This window comes from Enhygromyxa salina, from assembly GCF_000737335.2.
In the GTDB taxonomy this organism is placed as follows: domain Bacteria; phylum Myxococcota_A; class Polyangia; order Nannocystales; family Nannocystaceae; genus Plesiocystis; species Plesiocystis salina_C.
This window is the reverse complement of record NZ_JMCC02000009.1, coordinates 22186-41848: the sequence shown is the minus strand read 5'-3', so window position 1 is coordinate 41848 and position 19663 is coordinate 22186. Positions and strand designations below refer to the sequence as shown.

Sequence of the window (19663 nt, the reverse complement as noted above, 5' to 3'; positions counted from 1 at the left end):
GATGACTCGGCCCACAAAGAAGATCAAGAAGCCCTTATGGCTCAACTGGGAGAAACGCGGCTACTTCGGGGTGCCGCACGCACCCGTAATTCCATTTTTCCATGAGCCACACACCCAACCCACGCGGGCCTGGCTGTCTGCTTTTCAACACGCATCCCACGGCGACTTCCGGTACATCGATCACGTGCCAGCACTCGTGGGCCAGCAGCACGAGTACATCCCCTATCATACGTGCGCGGACCTTGTGGGTGATGCGGGACGTGCATCGACTATCGATCAACTCGTCGAGTTCATCACTCAACATCACTGGAACTACGAACTAGCCTACTCGTGGTGCCGCGCAGTTGCCATCCATGGACGACTCAGCGACATCCCAACGCTGATCGATGCCTACCAAGCCTACACCAACCCAGTTGACGATGACAACGACATTATCCTCATTCGCATCGCTCAAGTCATCGACGAGGCTGAATTCTCCAAATTCGACCATATCGACAAGTTTGCCAACGTCGACGATTATCGAACCTCGGCGCTAGAGCACTGCAAAACACTCGCCGAGCGATACGGTGAGGACGTCCTGTTCTTTCGAGGACAGCCAACCAGCGTACGTCGAATGGCCCGCATGTTCATCGAACCGGCCGGTCCGCTCGGCATGTCTCTCCCCTCCTGGACCCGCCACCGCTTCGAAGCCTCCACAGGCATCGACTGCACCGCGATGTTCGACCGTCGCGGCGTCTTCAAGCCCCTCGCCGCCGCTGCGATCGCCGAAGCCTTCCTCGACAGCCCCGCGGCCGCGCAGTACCGCGACGGCGTCCGCTACTTCTTTGGCCATCCAGTGCCCTGACCCAGCTCATCCGTAACATCACTGCGATGAGTCGTTCCTCAAAAGCAGCCAAGACGCCGCTGTGGCTCAACTGGGAGGGCCGAGGCTACTTCGGCGTGCCGCACGAGCCCGTGACCCCATTTGACCAAGAGCCACACAAACAACCTACTCGGGCTTGGATGTCTGCTTTTCAGCACGCCTGCCGCGGAGAGTTTCGATTCGTCGACCAGATCCCCAAACTCGTTGACCAGGAGCACGAGTACATCCCCTACAACACATGTGCGGATCTTCTTGGTGATGCGGGTCGGTCATCGCTTTTTGAGGAACTCGTCGAGTATATCGCGCGAAATCACGTGAACTATGAGCTGACCTACTCGTGGTGCCACGCGGTCGCAATCCGCGGGCGGCTCGGCGACATCCCCACGCTCATCGACGCCTACGAGGCCAACATCAGCGATATCGACGATGACAACGACATCATCTTGATGTTCATCGCCCAGGTCATCGACGAAGCGGAGCTCTCGAAGTTTGACGATCTCGACAGTTTCGCCAACGTCAGCGAGTATCGGGCTTGTGCACTCGAACACTGCAAGTCGCTCGCCGAGCGCTACGGCGGCGAAGACATCTTGCTGTGGCGAGGACAGCCAACCAGCGTACGTCGAATGGCCCGCATGTTCATCGAACCGGCCGGTCCGCTCGGCATGTCTCTCCCCTCCTGGACCCGCCACCGCTTCGAAGCCTCCACAGGCATCGACTGCACCGCGATGTTCGACCGTCGCGGCGTCTTCAAGCCCCTCGCCGCCGCTGCGATCGCCGAAGCCTTCCTCGACAGCCCCGCGGCCGCGCAGTACCGCGACGGCGTCCGCTACTTCTTCGGCCACCCAGTGCCCTGACCGCTTCGATCGGATGTTCCGAACGCCATGGTGGCAACTGTGCGCAGAGCCTGATTGTTGGCCCGCACGCACAAACGCCTCAGCGCAGCCGCGGCCCCATACCCGACAGCTGCGGCGCCGCAGCCACGAACGCCCAATCCTGAACGCCGGAATCATCGAAGCAAAGCGTGTGCCTCGCCGCGGCACCGACAAAGGCGATGCTGTGCAAGAACCCCTCGATCTTCACGTCCCCCTCCACGAGCGAGTACTGCCCCGCGAAGTCTTCCTCGTCGAGGAACGCCGCCAACTCGCGAGCCGCCGCCGCCGCCTCCCCCACTTCAACGACCACGTGACAGCCAGTGACGTGACGCGCGGCGCCCATCGCCTCGAACGCACGCTCCGTCCCGGCGCCCCCCAACTCGAAGCCCCCACCGTAGAAGAAGACCAGCGTGTCGACCTGGAGGACCTCGATCTCGTCCGCCCCATGTTTGAGGCTGATGACCCCATCGGAGGGCCAGATGAACGAGCGCCGCGTCGCGAATTCGAGGCAGGGCGCGGCCGGCTTGGTCCCGTCGTTGTGGTTGTCGCGTTCCCACTTCACGAGCGCGGCCCGAAGCCCTTCGAGCGCCTCGGCGGCCGCGATCGCGCCCTCGTCTGACGGGAACTGGGCGCAGTGCATGACGACGTGGGCCATGTTCGCCGTGTAACACAACTGGCCCCACCACAGCCCCTGATTCGTGGAATCAGGCCGGCCGCTCGCGCGTGCGTCACCCATGCGTGCGAACCCACGTCCGGTGCCACAGTGTCTGGCCGTTGCGATCGCCCTGGCCAGCTTCGCCTGCACCGAGGCCGGGTTGACCCCCGACAGCTTCGAGCTCGACGAGGACGCCCCGCTGCTCGAGGCCCACGCCGGCTACGAGCACCAGCCCGAAGCGCCCGCGGCGCTGCCCGACCCCAGCGTCCAACCGCAGCTGTGGCTCCGGCGCGTGGCCCTGAGCGAGTACGAGCGCGAGCTGGAACTGTGTCCCTACCTGGTCGAGAGCCGTGGCTTCCCAGCGATCAGCGCGGACGGCAGCACGATCGTCACGCTCGCGTTGGGGCCGATCGGCAACGGCGAAGCCGACATCGAGACCCTGTACGTGAAGCGCTTCGACTTCGATGAGGCGCTCGGCGAGCGCACCGACCTCATCTACGATCGCGGCACCGACCACCCATGGAAGGACGACTTCGCCGGCTGCGAGGCCTCGATCGCAGCTGTGCTCGCAACCGTTCAACGCCTCGACGCCGAGCTGGGCGAGCAGGACTGGCGGCCGCTCGAGCCCCTCCCCGTGGTCATCTCCGATCCAGACAATGTGGAACTCTCGCCCTATGTCGATCAGGCCATGGACCACCTCGCCCCCAGCGAGCGCCCCGTGGAGCTGCGCTATCACGCCGGGTCCTTCATTGCGCGGATCCGCGGCGTCGAGGTCCTGCAACGGACTCCGCGCCCCGAATGGCGCCAGTGGTCCGATGAGTTTTCAGACAACTCGCCACACCTCGAAGCAGTGCAGGTCGACCGCGTCACCGGGCGCGCGCTGGTCAGCTTCAACTACAGCAACCACGGCTGTCTGAGCGACGACGCCACCTACTTCTCCGCGATCGAACTGGCCCCCGCAGTGCTCGACGCGGTCGATCGCAAGCCGACTGCGGCGTTCGAAGAGGAGCTCATCCGCTTCGAGGTGTTCGACTATCCCTGAGTGGACCCACTCGAAAATCTGGAGACAAGTGGAGGATGAACTGCCATTGGAACTGGCACGGGCAGGCCACGAATACGCCGACAGGACTGTGCGTCTACGCACCAGTGCGCGCTAGCGCGAAAGGACGCCCGCTGGTAGTTTGGGTCGATGAATGCGCGGCAACCAAGATTTAAGGAGCGCGTGTGGTTCTTCGCTCCGCTCCTGTTGATCGGCGTGGCTTGTGGCCCTGGCGGCCCAGGTGATGAGGGGTCGCCGCCTGTGTGCGGCGACGGGGTGCTGGGACCTAACGAGCTGTGTGACGATGGCAGCTTGATCGGCGGCGACGGATGCAGCGCCGCGTGTGTTCCATCGGGAACTCTCTACGATTGCGTGGATGTCCGGGTGAGCGATGGGCCGGGTGATGGTAATTGGGTTGGTGACCTGCTGCCGCTGCCAGACGGCAGCTTTGTGGCCAGCGGATGGACGCCCCCAGGGTGGACGTTCACAGAGAGTAAGCTTCGAGGATGGATCGCACGATTTAGCCAATCCGGTGAGCGAATGTGGGCGGAAGAGGTGGCAATCCCCGACACCGACGTGCGGTTGACAGATCTTGCAGCTGATGGAGAGACCGGATTCTGGGTGTTGGCCTCCGTCACGGACCACCCGGATCGCCTGATTCACTTCAACCAATCTGGCAGCGAGAACGGTACCCTCGAGATCGAATCCGGGGGTGGTGCCCCAGTTGTAGCCACCGCGATCATGCCGGTGCAGTCGGGCGTCTGGGTTGGTGGCAGCATCGGCGGAGACGCGTGGCTCGCCCACTACGACCCCCAATCGGGCGTCACCACGGACATCCTCATCGACGACTACCTCGGCTATGACGATGTCGTGAGCGCCTTCGCTCGAGCATCGAATGAGATCATCGCGGTCATAACCGTGAGCACGACTCCTCACAATGATGGTGACATCATGCTCAAAGCCAAGACGGAGGTTCTGGTTGTCCGCTTCGATGAGAACGGGACCGAAATCGGGCGACGTCTCGTTGGCAACACCGACGACCCTGAGTACGCGCGGGGTGCCTATGAGGCCGTCTTGGACACCGCTGGCCGATGGTTCGTCTCGGGTAGGATCACCCCCATGTCACCAATCGACCCGCTGGCGCAGTTGTGGCTGGCTCCGGCGAGCGGGGAAACGGGCTGGGAATGGACGAGCACCGACCCAATCACTCCAGAGTGGGGAGGAGCCATCGGCACGAATGACGGCGTGATGCTCGCGATGAACCGGGCGGGTGACGATGCACACTATGGGTCGCTCGTCGGCATTGGAGCGGATGGGGCGCAGCGCTGGGAGTCGACCGTGATCGAGGAAGCCTACGCTCATCGAGTGTTGGCGAAGCATCCGGAAGGGGAGATCCGCACCATTGGTGACCCGATCGATCCCGACGTCGATGACAACAACTGGTTGAGGTCCTGCCTGGTGGCGCTTTGACGGCTCTCGAGTGTCTAGGTTTCTTCATGTACCACTCCAAGAGGGTTCTTCAGTGTATTATTGCCTTCAGCCTGATCGCATTCGCCGAACGGGCTGAGGCGTACTGTGTCGGGCCTCTCGACTACGCATCGTTTTGGTCAAATGAGTTCGCTGACCTCAGAGTGCCGGTGTGGGTCAGCATCTCGCCGATTTACCCAGTTTCCAATACGGGCGAGAGCCCAGAGGATGTTGCGAGGATTTTGCTGGAGGTTATAGCTCGACACAATGAATCCACCCGAGCACCCAAACTCTACTTTGCTGGATTCACCAACGAGTCCTATAACCCTGCCCTGGTACCTTTCGGTGTTGGCGCTCATTCAGCTCTCCCAGCTGGAATTACGGTCCATGGACTCTCATGCGCGGACCTTGTGCCAGTCTGCAAAGGCGATGCGGCACTCGCGTGCGCAAGCTTCGGTATACGTGGCACCGGCCCGGCATCGGTATTCGACGATCCGGTGGGGTTTGTGCTGCTCGACTGCGCTGAGAACACCCCCTGGGCGCTCGATGCCTACCCTGATATGGCCCAGGTTCTGTTTCATGAACTAGGCCACGCCCTCGCACTCCAGCACTCGGATCGCACAAAGGCAGAGTGTGAGGCAGGAAACAACATCCACGGCGGCCCAGTTGGAGGCACAGTGGCAGTCATGCATACCGTCCCTCCGGCGTCCTTTGTCGCATACCGATCTTGGAGGCGCGACGATGTCGAAGGTCTCGAATACATCTATGGGGCGGCGGCGCCCAACTACGAGATCTCCTGGTGGGATGACCTGACTTACCCCAACTACCCGAATGAAGCTTCGGGGTCCTCGTTGAGGGACATGGGCGTGTCCCGGACGGCAGTCGTCTCGAATCGCCTGACGTCTGGCACCCAATCGATCGCTACTACCGCGACCGATGGTCGGGTCTTGAACTTGGTCCTCGATGAATTTGGCACGGAGAGTCCAGCGAACATCGCTGACCGTGTCGTTGACCCTGGCCCGGAGGGGCTCGCGTGGTCACTGCCCGCCGTAGCGATGTCTGAAGATGATGGTCAGGAACGAGTGTTCGTTGCTTGGATGGCCGGTGAGCAGCAGGATTCGGTGATGCTCACACTGCGGACCGCAGTGAGAGGCAGCAACAGTCTCGTGTGGCAGTACTCGAACTATTCTGAACAGGTCGCGACGAATCGTCTGGCAGCGGGATACGATCAGGCGACCGACAGCTTTGTCGTCACTACATTGGATCGTGTGACGACGGAGATTCAGATCCTGTACTTCGACGGTGATGGCGTATCGTCGGGCGAGGTGATACCGCTCGTAGGCTGAAGGCATTCGGAGTTGGCGCTCCCTCCTGCGAGGGCGGGCGGTGTCTCATCCCGTTTTCTACGTCGACGTTCGGTGGGCCGGACTACGGCGTGGCCGAGGTGTTGGTGAACCCGCGGGCTAACATGGCATCGGTGCTCTCTACCGAGGTTCTGGGGCACGTGTCTACGTTCGGACCAGTGACCCTGTTGGACGACGGTCAAGGCCTGCTTGGGGGCACTGGTGAGCGGCGGTTCGCGCTGGGGGACTACCCCGGCCTCACGCCCGATGGAGTCGAGCAAGCCGGCAATCCTCACAATGAGTGGGGGTACGGGGTCGGTCTCTGGAGCAACATGGGAGGCTCGATGGTTCGCCTCTTTCAGCCGCGACCCGTGCTGTGTGGGAATGGCATTGTGCAGGCCGCCGAACAATGCGACGATGGCAACTCGGTGGGGGGCGACGGCTGCGACGCTTGCCTTATCGAGCCGGATCAGGAAACGGGGACGGAGTCCGCGGGGAGTGGCAGCGACACCGGTGGTACGCATGGACCGTCCGGCGATGGCTGTAGTTGCAGCCTCGAGCGCGTAGGCTCCGCCGGGTTCGGATACCTCGCAGCGATTAGCCTGTTGGCCGTCGCGCTGCGGCCTCGACGACCACGTGACAGCCAGTGACATGACGCGCGGCGCCCATCACCTCGAACGCACGCTCCGTCCCGGCGCCCCCCAAGTCGAAGCCCCCACCGTAGAAGAAGACCAGCGTGTCGACCTGGATGACCTCGATCCCGGACTGCTTCGAGCTCGACGAGACCCGCCGCCGTTCGAGGCCCACGCCGGCTTCGAGCACCAGCCCGAAGCCCCGCGGCGCTGCCCGACCCCCAGTACCCAACCGCAGTTCTGGGTCCATCGCGTGGTCCAGCGCGAGTACGAACGCAGCTGGGGCTCTGCCCCTAGAGGTATGGGCCCCTCTGTGGACAGGCAAATCGTCAGTCGCTATAAATGCTCGAATGAGCACCGACACTGAGAAAACACTGGTCTTTCGAGCAGACTTCCTGACGTCCTCCGAGGACGCTTCAGGCGCTTCCGAGTCCCGGCCCAGCGAAGTGGATACGCTACAGGAAGCCGAGGCGCTGCTGGTTGTCAAAGATGGGCCAAACGCAGCCTCTCAGTTTCGAATCTCCAATGAGCTATCGAGTATCGGCCGTCACCCAGATAGCGATCTCCTTCTCGACGACGGAACGGTTTCCCGTCGTCACGCCGAGATTCGGTTGGAAGGTAGCGAGTTCGAGATCATCGATGTCGGCAGCCTCAACGGCACATACGTCAATCGGGAACCGGTCGACGCGCAGGCCCTCGCCAGCGGCGACGAAATCCAACTCGGCAAATACCGTCTGGTCTTCTGGACTGCCTGACCCGTCCTCAACCATAGGGCGCAAACACCTGCGTGCTCACCCGGCGCCGGTTCATGTCCGCCAGCTCCTGCTCAGTAAACGCGTCCGGTCCGTCCTGCGGCGCGACGCGGGCAATGAAGCGCGTGATCTTGCGCCGGGCCGCGCGCGCCATTCCCTGGCGGCTATCATCAATCCCCGAGGCTTCCCCGTCACCGCTTGACGCGGCCTCATCACATTCGTCCCAGCGCAGAAACAACAGCTCCTTGCGCGCCGCCACGCTGCGCGCGCTGGCGTTCCAGATCTCATCTAGCTCACGCTCGAGCTCGCCAAGCTCCTCGATCAATCGTTGCTTTTGATACTGCTCGGCGATCTCCATCCGCATCTCGAGGGTGGCGGCGAGTAGCTCGGCCTTGACGCGCTCGTTGGGTTCGCGTCCGCGAGCCAGGCGCACGATGCCGACCGTGTCGTGCTCCACGGTGAGGGTGACGAATTCCTCTCCGTCGCGGCGCACACCAGGCATCGAGCCCGCCCTGATCTTGATCAGCTTGTTGCGGAACTGCACGCCGCCGTCCTCTTGCACGGTCGCCATGAACGAGCCGTCGGGGTGGCGATAGATCCACTTGTCGCCCACGCGCTCGAATTTGTAGTCCGGCTTGTGCTTGGGCCGCGGGCGCTTCGGGCCCTCGCTGGCGCGACCCGAGGGCGCCCCGTCGTACAGCGCCTGCGAACCTTGGAGTCGACGCGGATCGACCCCAGCCGTCTCGCCGCGGCCACCAAGACCGCGAGCGGCATGGCGAGCGCGCAACAGGCCAGCGTTGGGATCGACCTCGCGCAGCTCGAGCTCTTCGCTCGGTAACCCCGGCTTGGCTCGGGCGTCGTCCGGAGCACGCGACTCGGTGGCGCTGCCCGGCCCAGCTGCAGCGGCCGCCCCAGCGCCCACGCCTTCGCTCGAATGCTTGGGCGCAGGGACCGGCTCGAGCTCGAACTCGATCAACGCGCCAGGCGTGAACAGTTCGTCGCCCGGGGCCCCTCGCAGCATCTCGAGATACCGGATCGACACGACCGCAGCGCCAGGCCGGGCGAAGCCAAACCACGCGAGCAACCCAAGCGCCAGGTGCAGCGCGAGCGAACATGCGCTCGCCCGCGACCAGCGACGCCTGTCCGCTTCGGCTCTCGTGGTCACGCGCAATCATCGTACACGAAGTTTGCGCGAGCCTCGCGGGCTTCGAGATCCACCCGCGTAAACACGGTTACGCCGCGGCTTCGTCCAGCTCCTTCGCGACCTCACCCAATTGCTCACGCCCCGCGCGATCAGCCAAGCTCACCACCACGCCGGCCAAGATCGACAACACCATCGCAGGCGGCAGCTCACTCAGCTGCGCGATCACAGCCCCGAGCGCGCCCAGCTTCGGCACCACGAAGGTGAACAGCGGCACCGCCAAGAACCCGGTGATCATCGCCGCCAGCGCCCCACGCTTGGTCATGCCGCGCCAGAACACCGACAAGATGATTGTTGGGCAGAAAGTCGCGGCGATCCCCGACCAGCCAAACAACACGTACCAGAACACCGACTGCCTGCCGGTTATCCCGGCCACACCAAACGCCATCGCCAACGCCGCGACCGCGAGCCCCAGCGTCACCCACCGGCTCAGCGACACCAACGACTCGTCGCGCAGCTCGGGGTGCCGGACCTTTTGGTGGTAGTCGCGGACCACCGCGCTCGCGGCCAGCACCAACAGTGAGTCGACGGTCGACATGATCGCCGACAGCACGATCGCAATGAACAGCCCAACGAGCGCCAGCGGCAGCAGCTCTTCAACGAGCTGCGGGAGCACGTTCTCGGCCTTCAGGCCCAGCACCGCCTCCACGTCGTCGCCCGGCCCCGTCATCAAGTAGCGGCCCACCATCCCAGTCAGCACCGCGCCTGAGTCCGCCAGCAGGGTCCACAGGATCGCCACGGCGGCGCCCTTGTTGATCTCGCCCTCGTCGCGCAGCGCCAAGAAGCGCACGAAGATCTGCGGCGAGCCCATGAAGCCCACGCCGATCGCAACCAGGCCAACAACGCTGAACACCGCGCCCAAGGTCCACGCGCCCTCGCCCGACCAGCTCAGCAAGTTGGGCTCGATGCTGGTCAGGCCCGCGCTCACGGTCCCCCAACCACCGGCGACCACGAAGCCGACAATTGGCAGGGCCACCAGGCCCAGGAACATCAAGAGCCCCTGAAAGATGTCGGACCAGACCACGGCCACGAACCCACCCGACATGATGTAGATCAACACCACGACAAAGCCCACGAGCGCGCCAACATAGTAATTCCAGCCAAGGAAGCCCTCGAAGGCGGCCCCGGTCGCGTGGATCTGCGCCGATACGTAGATCGTCACAAACACCACCAGGCCGATCGCGGCGACCCGGCGCAACAATTGGCCCTTGTCACGAAACCGAGATTCTAGATAGTCGGGGATCGTGATGGAGTCATAGCGATCCGTGAGCCGCTTGAAGCGGCGAGCCATCAGCAGCCACGCGCCCATCACCCCCAAGACCTCGCCAAGCACCACCCAGAACGCCTTGACCCCAACAAACGCCCCCATGCCCGTGAGCCCGAGCAACAGCCACGCGGACTCGCCGGTTGCCCGAGCGGAGAACGCGATCCCCAAGAACCCGAGGTTCTTCCCGCCCGCAAAGTAGTCCCGCATGTTTTTCATGCGCCGCGAGGCCGCCGCGCCGATCCCCAGGAGCACGCCCAGGTACAGCACGATACCGGCCAGCTTGAAGGCCATCTCGTACGATTCGCCCGTGTCGATCATGTACGACGGAGGCTAACACATGGAATTTTGGCTACTCGCGGGCGCGCAGCCAAGCCACGAGCTTCTCGATCAGCAGGGTCACGCTGCGGTCCTGCCCGGCCAACACGGCCGCGGCGTCCTGTGCCTCGAGCAGCGCCAGCCCGGCGCGCACCTGCGCTAGACCCAGTTTTCGCTGGCCCAAGCCATACAGCGCCTGCCCGAGCAGAAACTTCGCGCGGCCCGTCTCGAGCAGCTCGTCGCCAGCCTCGAGCGCGGCGAGGGTCGGCTCGACCAACGCCCGCACGCCCGCCATGTCCCCGCTCCCAAGCTTGACCGAAGCGACATCGAGGGTCAGCTCCAGGGTCTTGGAGTGTGCGTCGCCGTGGACCTGGCGGGACAGCGCAAGCGCGCGGTTGGCCAGCTCGACTGCGCCATCGCCATGACCATCGCCGTCGCGCGCCTCGATCAGGTGAAACATCTGGTCGACTGCTGGTGGTGCACGTAGGTGGCCTCGCACGCGTTGCGGTGCATCGCCAACCACTCACCGGTGTACGCGTCTAGGGTGGTCTCGAGCGCCCGCCAAGTCTGGGGGCCGTACTCGATCCCGCTCGCCTCGATCGCCGCGTGGATCTCTTGCTTGCGGGCGTCGTCCCACGCGCCTGCCAACAGCTGCTCGGCGGCGACGCACGAGCGGGTGGGATCGTCGTCGCTGTCGTTGATCAACGCGACGCCCGCCGCGTCGCGCCACTGGTGCTCGTTGAGCCCGCGCCGCGCTGCGCTCGTAGCAGCTTGATCGCAACCTTGCGGTCGAGCTCGGGATCGTAGGCGGCATACACCTCACCCATGCCGCCCACGCCAACGCGCTCGAGCACGAGGTAGCGACCCAGCGCCGAGCCCCGGCTGAGTTGCGGTCGCGCGCGTGGATCTGAGGGAGCGCTCGGCTCTTCGGCGGGGCCGTCCGCGAGCAGCGTCTGCTCATCACCCTCGCTCGAGGCTTTCGCCATCGGCGAATGGTACCGCGCTTGCCGGGCCGGCCAAGGCCAGCGCAGGTGCTGGCCTTGGCCGTCCGCGACAGCGTCTATTTATGCTCGCCGTCGTCGGCTCGCAGCCACCCCAAGTCGTCCAGCACCACGTACGCGGCCGGGATCAACACCAGAACCAAGACCGTGCTCGCGCTGAGCCCGAACACGATGCTCGTCGCCACGGGGATCAGCATCTGGGCCTGGCGGCTGGTCTCGAACATCAGCGGGACCAAGCCTGCGATCGTCGTGGCCGAGGTCAGGAGCACGGCCCGAAACCGATCCCGGCTCGCCATCGTGGCCGCCTCGACGGCCGACCGCCCGTCGACCCGCGCGCGCTTGATGAAGATCATCAGGAGGATCGAATCATTGACGACGATGCCCGCGAGCGACGCGAACCCAAGGATCGACTGTGAGCTGAGCGGGTCGCCAAGCGCGAGGCTGCCAACGACGACGCCGACAAACGCGAATGGAATCGCGAGCATGACCAGCAGCGGCTCGACGTAGCTGCGCAGCTGAAGGCTGAGCACCACGAAGATCGCGAGGAGCCCAAGCACGATCCCGTGGGCCATCGAGCCCAAGGTCGCCGCTGAGTCCTCGACCTCGCCGCCGACCGAGAAGTCGAGATCTGGATACTCGGCCGCGAGCGCGGGCAAGGCGTCGGCGCGGAACCCATCGATCAGCGAATTGAGGTTGAGCTGCTCGCGGTCGACGGCCCCGGTCACCGTCACCGTGCGCAGGCCCTCGTGGCGGCTGACCTTGCCGTAGCTGCGTGACTGCTCGACAAAGGCGATCGAGCCGAGCGCGACCTGGGTCCCGTCGGGCAGGCTGATCGGCAGGGTCTCGAGGTCGCCGACCGTGTCCCGATCATTGCGCTGAAGCTCGACAAACACCTCGTACTGCTCGCCGCCCTCGAACAGGTTCTCGACCGATACACCCGCGAGGGCGTCGCGGACCTGCGACGCGACGCTGGCCCCGGTCAGGCCCGGGGTCCCCACGCCAGGCCGCAGTCGCACGCTGATCTGGGCCGTGCCGAGCTCGAGGTCGTCGGCAAGATCGCTGACCCCGGAGAAGTCGACGAAGTAGGCCTTGATCCGATCCGCGACCTCGTCGATGCGCTCGAGGTCGTCGCCGGAGACCCGCAGCTCGATCGCGTTGCCGCCCGGACCCCGACGCCCGCCGGCCCCGAACGTCGCCGAGACGGCGTTGGGGATCGGCCCAAGCTGCTCACGCCACGCGCTCGTGAACTCGGACAAGGTCACGGAGCGGACCTCGACGCTGAGCAGATCGAGGGTCACCGTCGCCACGTGAGGCCCGGCGTCATCGACGTTCGGGTTGTAGTTGAACCGGACCGAGCTGTTCTTGACCAGCGCTTGGCCTTCGGGCTGGTCTGCGCTGAGCTGATCCGAGACCTGTTGGGCCGCGGCGATCACACGATCGGTCTCGCGCTTGGTCGCCTCGAGCGAGGTCCCTGCAGGCATCTCGAGCCGGAACTCGACGACGTCGCCCTCGGCGTCCGGGAACGCCTGATAGCGGAGCTTGCCGCCTTGCACGGCCCCGAGCGCGGCCAGGAACGCCGCCAGCGCCAGCCCGACCGCGGCGTAGCGACGCCGGACCGCGATATCGACGATCCGCCCGAGCCCGCCTTCACGCAAGCGCTCGAACCCGGCGTCGAAGCGAGCGCGCAGCGGGCCGCGGGTTGTGTGGGGCCGGAGCGAGTGACCGAGGTGGCTCGGCAAGATCAAGAACGCCTCGATCAGGCTCATGGCCAAGACCGCGATCAAGACCGCGGGGATCACCTGCAAGGTCCGACCAATCCGCCCGTCCATCGCCGACAGCGGCACGAACACGCAGATCGTGGTCGCAAATGAGGACAGCACGCCCCCGGCGACGTCCTTGACCCCTTTGGTCGCGGCCTCGAGCGGTGGCTTGCCCGCGTGCAGCTCGGTTGCGACGTTCTCGGCCAGCACGATCGCGTCGTCCATCAACAGGCCGATCGCGACGAGCAGCCCCATCATCGTCATCATGTTGAGGGTCTGACCGGTCGCGGACATCACCCACAAGGCGCTGAGGAACGCGACGGGGACCCCGGCCGCGACCCAGAACGCGAGGCGAAGATCGAAGAACAACCACAGGGTCAAGAACACCAAGAACAGACCCTGGACCCCATTGACCGTGAGCAGCCCCAGCCGCTCTTCGATCACCGAGGTCGTATCGTTGGTGATCGAGAAGGTGACGCCCTCGGGCTTGATCTCGTCTTGCTCGGCGACGAACTGCTCGACGGCGGCAAACACCTCGAGGCTGTCCTCGTTGGTCGCCTTGCTCACGACCAGCATGCCCGCGCGCTCGCCGTTGAAGTAGGTCTGCTCGGCCTCGTCGGAGAAGGTGTCGGCGACGGTGGCGACGTCGCCGAGCAGCACCTCGCCGCCGGTCTCTCCGGTGGAGACGACGATCCGAGCGAGCTGGTCGGGCGTGACCCGCTTGTCATCATAGCGGACCAACAACGTGCGCCCGCGGGTCTGCAGCTCGCCGAGCGGGCTGTCGAGACTTTGGGCCGAGACCGCGGCGGCGACCGCCGAGGTGTCGAGGTTGTAGCGATACAGCGCCGCTTGATCGAGGGCGATCTCGAGTCGGTGGGTCGAGAACCCAGCGATGCTCACCTGCGAGACCGCGTCGGAGGTGAGCAGCCTTCGCTTGAGCCGCTCGAGGTAGAGCTTGAGATCTTGGCCGGACATCGGCCCGGTCACTGCGATCGTCACCACGCTCCGCGACCGGCTCTGGGCCGTGACCGTCGGATCGTCCATGTCGGTCGGGAAGTCGTTGATGGTCTCGACCGCCGACTTGATGTCGGTCAGCGCGGTCTCGATCTCCACGCCCTCGCTGACCTCGACGGAGACCGTGGCCGACCCCTCGCGCGAGCTCGCCGTCACCGCCCCGACCCCCTCGAGCCCACCGAGCACGTCCTCGATCCGCGCGACCACGGTCTCGTCCATGGTCTCGGCGTCGGCCCCGGGGTACGAAGCGCGGATCTGGACGACGTCGGACTCGAACTCTGGGTAGGTCTCGCGCTGCAGATCCGGCAGGGACAACACGCCGATCAACACCAGCGCGACCATCAACAAGTTGGCCGCCGTCGGATGCCGCGCGAAGTAGTCGATCATTGCGCGCCCTCGTCGGTCCCGAGCAGCCCGGCCAAGCGGGCGGTCTCGAAGGCGTCGACGGTGGGGGCCAAGCGCATGCCGTTGACGGCGGGCACGACCTCGCTGACGACGACGCGCTCACCAACGGCGAGGCCCGATTCCACACACACGAATTCCTCTTGCGACCAGGCGATCTCGACGTCACGGCGCTCGAGCCGGTCCTCGTCGGCGACCACGTAGACCACGCCGTCGTGGACGGCGTCGATCGGCAGGGCCAGGCAGCCCGGCTTCGCGGCGCCGACGAACTCGACTGACACGTGCATTCCGGCTGACAGCTGGATGTCCCGCGAGCCCTCGCGTCGCTGCGAGCGATCGACCTCGACGACGACGCCGGTCGTCCGCGTGAGCGGGTCGACCCCGGCGAAGCGGCTGAAGCGAGCGGGCCAGGTCGCGTCGACGCCGGCCATGCGCAGGCGAACCGTTGGCGTGACGACCTCGGCGACGCGGTCAAACCACCGGCCGGGGCGAGGCTGCTCGGACCCCGCCGCGGGATCGGCTGGCGGACCGGCGTCGGGTTCAGACGGTGTCTTGGTGGACGCGGGTGTGTTGGGTTCGTCCGGCGCCTCGGTGGACGGGGGAGGATCCGACGCCGCCGCGTCGGAGCCCGGAGCGGGACCGGGTCGGGACCGTTCCGGCCGGGCTGGCAGCAGCGGATCGATCCCGCCAAGCGGAAGCCGAGCGGTGACCTCGAGCACGTCGAGCCCCTCGCCAACGATCAGCACCTGACCCGACGAGACGCTCTGGCCGGTCGTCACGTTGAGCTCGCTGATGCGCATGGTGAACGGCGCGACGATCCGCGTCCGCGCGAGCACCAGCTCCGCGCCGGTGACCCCGACGTCGACCTCCTCGAGCTGGGCCTCGAGGATGCGGCGCGACGCCGGGAGCTCGGCGAGGGTGTTTTGCAGCGACACCACCGACTTCTTGGCGCTCAACACCGAGGCCTCAGCCGCCTCGACCTCGCTGAGCGACGCGGTGCCCTGGCGGTACAGCGACTCGGTTCGCTCGAGCTCCTTGTTTGCCAACGCGAGCACTTCTGCGTCAACGGCGAGGCTGGCCTTCGCGCTGGCTTCGCGGGCTTTGAGCTCCGAGATCTGGGCGCGGACCCCCTTGGCGCTTGCCACGGTCCGGCGCTTCTCGAGCTCGAGCTCTTCTGGATCGACCTCGAACAGGATGTCACCCTCGCGGACGATCCGACCGACCTGGACGTTCGGTCCCATCTCGATGATCGTCCCAGCGACCTCGGCGAGGCCCTGCCAGCTGCGCTGGGCCGCGACCTCGCCGTAGCCGATCACCCGGGGCACCGCCGCCGCCTCACTGACTTCAATGACTCGAACGGGCTGCCCCTGCTCGCGCGAGGAGCGGGGCTTGGGGGACGCGGCGGTGCGGGTTAGCCATAGGTAGCTGCCGACACCGAGGGCCGTGAGACCGACGAAGGTGATCGCGCGCCGGAGGGTCTGCTTGAGGTCTGGCATGGAGTCACCGTGTCGCGACGGAGTGTCCGCGAAACTCGGCGCTGTGCGGGCCCCGTTACGTAAAGCCCGAGTAAACGCTCAGGCCTGCGGGTTTATCACACAGTCCCGCTACGCCGAGCTACGCGGAGCTGTCGTGTGAATGGCAGCCAACGATCACATTTGACAACGCCACGTCGCCGCCGTCGGTGAGCGCGATCGATTGAGCGTGCCCGATGGCAGCAAGGTGGCACGCAGCCGCAGCTTGCTTGCCCGCCCGTGGCAACTGGGCTACTCGCGAGCGCGTGCTGACGGTCCTCGACGTCAACAACTTCTGGAGTCCAACCGGCGGCGGTGTGCGTCGCTACGAGCTCGAGAAGGCCCGCGTGCTCGGGGCCCGCGACGACGTTCGGTTTGTGTTCGCGCTGCCTGGCAAGACCAGCAAGCGCGAGCAGATCAGCGAGAACGTGGTGTTCGAGCACATCGGCGACAGCGTGCCGTCGCGCGGGCAGTACCGGAACATCGTGATCAGCCGGGGTCTGCGAAAAGTCGTCGAGCGCCACCGGCCCGACGTGATCGAGTGTGGCTCACCGATCTTCTTGCCGCCGCTGGTGCGTCTCGCGGCCGCGGCGATCAACCCGGCGCCAGCGCTCGTTGGGTTCTGGCACGCCGACTTTCCCCGCACCTACACGGGCCTGGGCATGCGCATGCTGCATCCTTCGCTCGAGCCCTACGGCGAGCAATTTGGTTGGTGGTGGATGCGCCGCGCGTTTCGTAGCTTTGACGCGATCTTCGTCGCGAGTAAGTGGGTGGGCCGCAACCTGCAGCGCAACGGGCTCGAGCGGCTGTACTACACACCGCTGGGTGTCGACACCCAGACCTTCAGCCCGGACCGGCGCGACGCCGAGCTGGTCCAGCGCTTCCGCGGTGGCGTCGAAGATCGAGCGATCATGCTGTTTCCGCATCGCTTCTCCGAAGAGAAGGGGCTGCGCAACTTGTTGAGTGCGTACGAGATCCTGAGCGACCGCGTGAGGCCCGTGCCCGCGCTGGTGTTCGCGGGAACCGGGCCCGAGCAAGCCTTGGTTGAACAGGCGGCGCGCGACCACGAGCATGTGCACTTTGTCGGCTACCTCGACTCGCGCGAGCAGCTCGCCGCTCACTTTGCGTCTTGCGACATTTGCCCGTGCCTGTCCAAGTTCGAGACCTTTGGGCTGTCTACCGCAGAGGCGCTGGCGTCGGGGCTGACGGTCGTGGCCGCCAACGAGGGCTGCGCGGGCGAATTGGTCGATGATTGCCAAGGCGGGTTGACGGTCCCCTACAACAACGCGCCCGCGCTGGCAGACGCGATTGAGACGCTGATCACCGATCACGGCTTCGAGGCCCGGGCCCAGCGCGGGGTCGCATACGCGAGGCAGCTCAGCTGGGAGGCGACCTTTGAGCGGGAGCTGCGGTTCTATCGGGAGATCATCGAGCGCAAGCGCAGCGGGGCGGGCGTCGAGCCTGGGTTTCATGGGATCTGAGTTGGGCGTAGACATCCAGTACGCCCTGCTCCAATACGAGCCGAGCACCGTTGGCGAATTCTAGGGTCAACACGCAGTTCGCCATCACGATCTCACCGATCGCTTCGCCGATCACACCAAGCTGGGCGCCCAAGTCCACGTACTCGTCACCCGCGAGCAGGTCTTCTTCTGCGTCGGGGCCCGGTCCCTCGGCCCAGAACAGCAATCCTGCGTCGAGGAAGAATCGATGCCATACCCCCGCACTTTCCATGTACATGACGCCGAGCCGTCCGCCGACATCTTGCACCCCCAGAAACCCCGAGCACACCAACCCACGAAGCTCGGGCATGCTCGTGGTCTCGTGTTGCCGTGTGATCTTTGACGTCATGCTCCTGCGCTTGATTTGGGGCTAGTAGCGCACAAACCGGCCCAATTCCTCGATCAACCCCCGCTGATCTCGCAGCGAGATCACATCGAGGGTCAACACAATCTCGAATTGCGAGTACTGGCGCAGAACCTTCAGCACCGCGTCTTCGCTGATCCCATGAACCCCGGCGATCGACTTGCACAGGCTCAACACGCTCATCGATTTCCCAAGCTCTGCGTCCGGCTGCCCCCAGGTCTCGAGGGTCATCAACGCGTGATTTGCAATTTCCACAGCGTTCCCGCGCCCGGACGCGCTGCTCTTCAGCGCGCGGTCTTCGACATCGCTAAACCGCCGGGCCAGCGCGCCGATGAACGACCCCATCCACGGCTTCATCGCGTCGACCTCGCGCTCGAGTACATCCGCGGTCACGATCATCGCAACAACCTCGGTCAGCGCGACCACGCTGGCCGTCCGGGGTGACGACGCCAGGATCGCCGTCTCACCAAACACGTCGCCCGCCCCGAGCATGCGCAGCGACTCCTGCTTTGCGTTGACCTGCTTGAACACCTCGCAGCGCCCAGAGATCAAGATGAACGCGGCGTCCCCTTCTTCGCCCTCGCGGATCAGCCACTCGCCCTTGGCAAACCGTCGACGCGGAAAATTGTCCCCGCCCCGCATGAAGCCCTGTAGGTCGGCCCGGAACAGCTCGACGCTCTGATAGCGCTGGGCTGGATCCGCGTGCATGGCCACACCCACGATCCTCCGCAGCTCGCGAACGATCGGCAAGTGCGGAAGCAGGACAGGCTTGCACGCCTTCGCCTGCTCGAGCTCCTCTGCCGCGTCGTGCCCTTGGTAGGGCGGATGGCCCGTCAGGATCTCGAACAACATCGCCCCAAGCGCGAACACATCGGTGCGGTGGTCGACCTCGCGCTGCTCACCGCGAGCCTGCTCTGGGCTCATGTACGCGGGCGTGCCAATGACCAAGTTGGCGCGGTCCGCCCCCGGCGGCAGGGTATTGCGCACCCGCGTGGGTCGAACGAAGGGCGCCGCGACCTCGCGCTCGGGCAGCACCTTGGAGATTCCCCAGTCCATTAAATAGACCTGCCCGTAGTCGCCAACCATGACGTTCTCGGCCTTGATGTCGCAGTGCGCCACGCCGCGCGAGTGGGCAAACGCGACCGCGTCGAGGACCTTGAGGAACACGTCGATCAACCGCAAGAGCTCATCGTGCTCGACCGTGGTCGAGACCTTGAACCCACGCCGATCATAACGATCCTGGTTGGCCCTTAGCTCGTCGATCAGCTGCAGCAGCGTGCGCCCCTCGACCAGCTTCATGGTGAAGAACAAGCGCCCGCTCGCGTCGACCCCAAGCTCGTGGACCGGGACGATGTTGGGGTGATCCAGCTGTCCGGTGATCTGGGCCTCGCGGATGAAGCTGCGGACCGCCAGCATCGCGCGCTGGTGCTCCTCGAGCATCAGCTTGATCGCCACGCGCCGCCCAAGCGTGCGATCGATCGCGGCCTCGACCGAAGCCATGCCCCCCCGAGCGATCTCGCCCTGTGTGCGATCAAGCCGCTCCGATGGCTCGAAAATGATCGAGTCAATCAGGTCCGCAAACGCGGCTTGTCGGTCGCTGACAACTGGTTCATCCGGCTCGCGGCCTGTCATGGACCGCGTTTATAGCACCGACTCGCATCGGGGGTCGGAGGGGAGAGAACCGGACTCGGAGGGCGGTCCTCAGGG

The 19663-nt window shown here is 65.2% G+C and carries 19 protein-coding genes; 8 read left to right on the top strand and 11 right to left on the bottom strand.

Going from position 1 to position 19663, the window contains the following annotated elements; genetic code table 11:
• Position 1 precedes the first annotated feature (1 nt).
• The gene (locus DB30_RS04395; RefSeq protein ID WP_146658024.1) at positions 2-844 is read left to right on the top strand and encodes a hypothetical protein; all 843 of its coding nucleotides are present in this window, start codon (positions 2-4) and stop codon (positions 842-844) included.
• Positions 845-870: 26 nt separating this feature from the next.
• Entirely contained in the window at positions 871-1716 is an 846-nt protein-coding gene (locus DB30_RS04390) for a hypothetical protein (protein WP_146658023.1), read from the top strand.
• 79 nt (positions 1717-1795) lie between these two features.
• On the opposite strand, the gene DB30_RS04385 is transcribed toward DB30_RS04390, so the two are convergent.
• Positions 1796-2389, bottom strand: coding sequence for a hypothetical protein (locus DB30_RS04385; protein ID WP_146658022.1), 594 nt, complete (start codon positions 2387-2389; stop codon positions 1796-1798).
• A 79-nt stretch (positions 2390-2468) separates the two neighbouring features.
• Here DB30_RS04385 and DB30_RS04380 point away from each other — a divergent pair, with 79 nt between their 5' ends.
• The 4 genes from DB30_RS04380 to DB30_RS42965 all read left to right on the top strand — a co-directional run bounded on the left by DB30_RS04380 (position 2469) and on the right by DB30_RS42965 (position 6888).
• Positions 2469-3431: a hypothetical protein gene (locus tag DB30_RS04380; RefSeq protein ID WP_165703621.1), complete on the top strand. Its 963-nt coding sequence runs from the start codon at positions 2469-2471 to the stop codon at positions 3429-3431.
• A 147-nt stretch (positions 3432-3578) separates the two neighbouring features.
• Positions 3579-4898 carry a DUF4215 domain-containing protein gene (locus tag DB30_RS04375; RefSeq protein WP_146658021.1) on the top strand — a complete coding sequence of 440 codons (1320 nt, stop codon included), beginning with the start codon at positions 3579-3581 and terminating at the stop codon, positions 4896-4898.
• 26 nt (positions 4899-4924) lie between these two features.
• Positions 4925-6241 carry a VCBS domain-containing protein gene (locus DB30_RS04370; RefSeq protein ID WP_146658020.1) on the top strand — a complete coding sequence of 439 codons (1317 nt, stop codon included), beginning with the start codon at positions 4925-4927 and terminating at the stop codon, positions 6239-6241.
• Positions 6242-6363: 122 nt separating this feature from the next.
• Complete coding sequence (locus DB30_RS42965) at positions 6364-6888, top strand: DUF4215 domain-containing protein (protein WP_338082182.1); 525 nt, start codon at positions 6364-6366, stop codon at positions 6886-6888.
• Here DB30_RS42965 and DB30_RS04360 read toward each other — a convergent pair.
• Positions 6836-7120 (bottom strand): hypothetical protein, encoded by a 285-nt coding sequence (locus tag DB30_RS04360; RefSeq protein ID WP_052546706.1) that lies wholly within the window; start codon positions 7118-7120, stop codon positions 6836-6838. The genes DB30_RS42965 and DB30_RS04360 overlap by 53 nt on opposite strands.
• Before the next feature lie 100 nt (positions 7121-7220).
• Between DB30_RS04360 and DB30_RS04355 the strand changes: the two genes are divergently transcribed.
• A complete protein-coding gene (locus DB30_RS04355) occupies positions 7221-7625 on the top strand; it encodes an FHA domain-containing protein (protein ID WP_052546705.1) in 405 nt (134 codons plus the stop codon).
• Positions 7626-7632: 7 nt separating this feature from the next.
• On the opposite strand, the gene DB30_RS04350 is transcribed toward DB30_RS04355, so the two are convergent.
• The 7 genes from DB30_RS04350 to DB30_RS04320 form a co-directional block, all read right to left on the bottom strand.
• The gene (locus tag DB30_RS04350) at positions 7633-8787 is read right to left on the bottom strand and encodes a hypothetical protein (RefSeq protein WP_146658019.1); all 1155 of its coding nucleotides are present in this window, start codon (positions 8785-8787) and stop codon (positions 7633-7635) included.
• Positions 8788-8854: 67 nt separating this feature from the next.
• Positions 8855-10408, bottom strand: coding sequence for a sodium/proline symporter (locus DB30_RS04345; protein ID WP_205632908.1), 1554 nt, complete (start codon positions 10406-10408; stop codon positions 8855-8857).
• A gap of 31 nt (positions 10409-10439) precedes the next feature.
• Positions 10440-10865, bottom strand: a complete 426-nt coding sequence (locus DB30_RS04340) for a hypothetical protein (RefSeq protein WP_052546703.1) — start codon at positions 10863-10865, stop codon at positions 10440-10442.
• Positions 10853-11110: a hypothetical protein gene (locus DB30_RS04335; protein WP_052546702.1), complete on the bottom strand. Its 258-nt coding sequence runs from the start codon at positions 11108-11110 to the stop codon at positions 10853-10855. The genes DB30_RS04340 and DB30_RS04335 overlap by 13 nt, the downstream gene beginning before the upstream one ends.
• Positions 11107-11391 (bottom strand): hypothetical protein, encoded by a 285-nt coding sequence (locus DB30_RS04330; RefSeq protein ID WP_052546701.1) that lies wholly within the window; start codon positions 11389-11391, stop codon positions 11107-11109. Before DB30_RS04330 ends, DB30_RS04335 begins: the two co-directional genes overlap by 4 nt.
• Before the next feature lie 74 nt (positions 11392-11465).
• Complete coding sequence (locus tag DB30_RS04325) at positions 11466-14567, bottom strand: efflux RND transporter permease subunit (protein ID WP_052546700.1); 3102 nt, start codon at positions 14565-14567, stop codon at positions 11466-11468.
• Positions 14564-16078, bottom strand: coding sequence for an efflux RND transporter periplasmic adaptor subunit (locus DB30_RS04320; protein ID WP_052546699.1), 1515 nt, complete (start codon positions 16076-16078; stop codon positions 14564-14566). Before DB30_RS04320 ends, DB30_RS04325 begins: the two co-directional genes overlap by 4 nt.
• A gap of 281 nt (positions 16079-16359) precedes the next feature.
• Here DB30_RS04320 and DB30_RS04315 point away from each other — a divergent pair, with 281 nt between their 5' ends.
• Entirely contained in the window at positions 16360-17574 is a 1215-nt protein-coding gene (locus DB30_RS04315; protein WP_052546698.1) for a glycosyltransferase, read from the top strand.
• On the opposite strand, the gene DB30_RS04310 is transcribed toward DB30_RS04315, so the two are convergent.
• Positions 17519-17902, bottom strand: a complete 384-nt coding sequence (locus tag DB30_RS04310; protein ID WP_146658017.1) for a hypothetical protein — start codon at positions 17900-17902, stop codon at positions 17519-17521. The genes DB30_RS04315 and DB30_RS04310 overlap by 56 nt on opposite strands.
• Before the next feature lie 60 nt (positions 17903-17962).
• Positions 17963-19588, bottom strand: coding sequence for a protein kinase domain-containing protein (locus tag DB30_RS04305; protein ID WP_052546696.1), 1626 nt, complete (start codon positions 19586-19588; stop codon positions 17963-17965).
• Between the last annotated feature and the right edge of the window lie 75 nt (positions 19589-19663).

What these genes read in the sequence shown, in the direction of transcription:
- DB30_RS04395 (WP_146658024.1), top strand. Translation starts at nt 2, where the DNA reads ATGACTCGGCCCACAAAGAAGATCAAGAAGCCCTTATGGCTCAACTGG.
- DB30_RS04325 (WP_052546700.1), bottom strand. Translation starts at nt 14,567, where the DNA reads ATGATCGACTACTTCGCGCGGCATCCGACGGCGGCCAACTTGTTGATG.
- DB30_RS04390 (WP_146658023.1), top strand. Translation starts at nt 871, where the DNA reads ATGAGTCGTTCCTCAAAAGCAGCCAAGACGCCGCTGTGGCTCAACTGG.
- DB30_RS04340 (WP_052546703.1), bottom strand. Translation starts at nt 10,865, where the DNA reads ATGTTTCACCTGATCGAGGCGCGCGACGGCGATGGTCATGGCGATGGC.
- DB30_RS04360 (WP_052546706.1), bottom strand. Translation starts at nt 7,120, where the DNA reads ATGGACCCAGAACTGCGGTTGGGTACTGGGGGTCGGGCAGCGCCGCGG.
- DB30_RS04370 (WP_146658020.1), top strand. Translation starts at nt 4,925, where the DNA reads ATGTACCACTCCAAGAGGGTTCTTCAGTGTATTATTGCCTTCAGCCTG.
- DB30_RS04345 (WP_205632908.1), bottom strand. Translation starts at nt 10,408, where the DNA reads ATGATCGACACGGGCGAATCGTACGAGATGGCCTTCAAGCTGGCCGGT.
- DB30_RS04310 (WP_146658017.1), bottom strand. Translation starts at nt 17,902, where the DNA reads ATGCCCGAGCTTCGTGGGTTGGTGTGCTCGGGGTTTCTGGGGGTGCAA.
- DB30_RS04320 (WP_052546699.1), bottom strand. Translation starts at nt 16,078, where the DNA reads ATGCCAGACCTCAAGCAGACCCTCCGGCGCGCGATCACCTTCGTCGGT.
- DB30_RS04305 (WP_052546696.1), bottom strand. Translation starts at nt 19,588, where the DNA reads ATGACAGGCCGCGAGCCGGATGAACCAGTTGTCAGCGACCGACAAGCC.
- DB30_RS04330 (WP_052546701.1), bottom strand. Translation starts at nt 11,391, where the DNA reads ATGGCGAAAGCCTCGAGCGAGGGTGATGAGCAGACGCTGCTCGCGGAC.
- DB30_RS04380 (WP_165703621.1), top strand. Translation starts at nt 2,469, where the DNA reads ATGCGTGCGAACCCACGTCCGGTGCCACAGTGTCTGGCCGTTGCGATC.
- DB30_RS42965 (WP_338082182.1), top strand. Translation starts at nt 6,364, where the DNA reads ATGGCATCGGTGCTCTCTACCGAGGTTCTGGGGCACGTGTCTACGTTC.
- DB30_RS04375 (WP_146658021.1), top strand. Translation starts at nt 3,579, where the DNA reads ATGAATGCGCGGCAACCAAGATTTAAGGAGCGCGTGTGGTTCTTCGCT.
- DB30_RS04355 (WP_052546705.1), top strand. Translation starts at nt 7,221, where the DNA reads ATGAGCACCGACACTGAGAAAACACTGGTCTTTCGAGCAGACTTCCTG.
- DB30_RS04385 (WP_146658022.1), bottom strand. Translation starts at nt 2,389, where the DNA reads ATGGCCCACGTCGTCATGCACTGCGCCCAGTTCCCGTCAGACGAGGGC.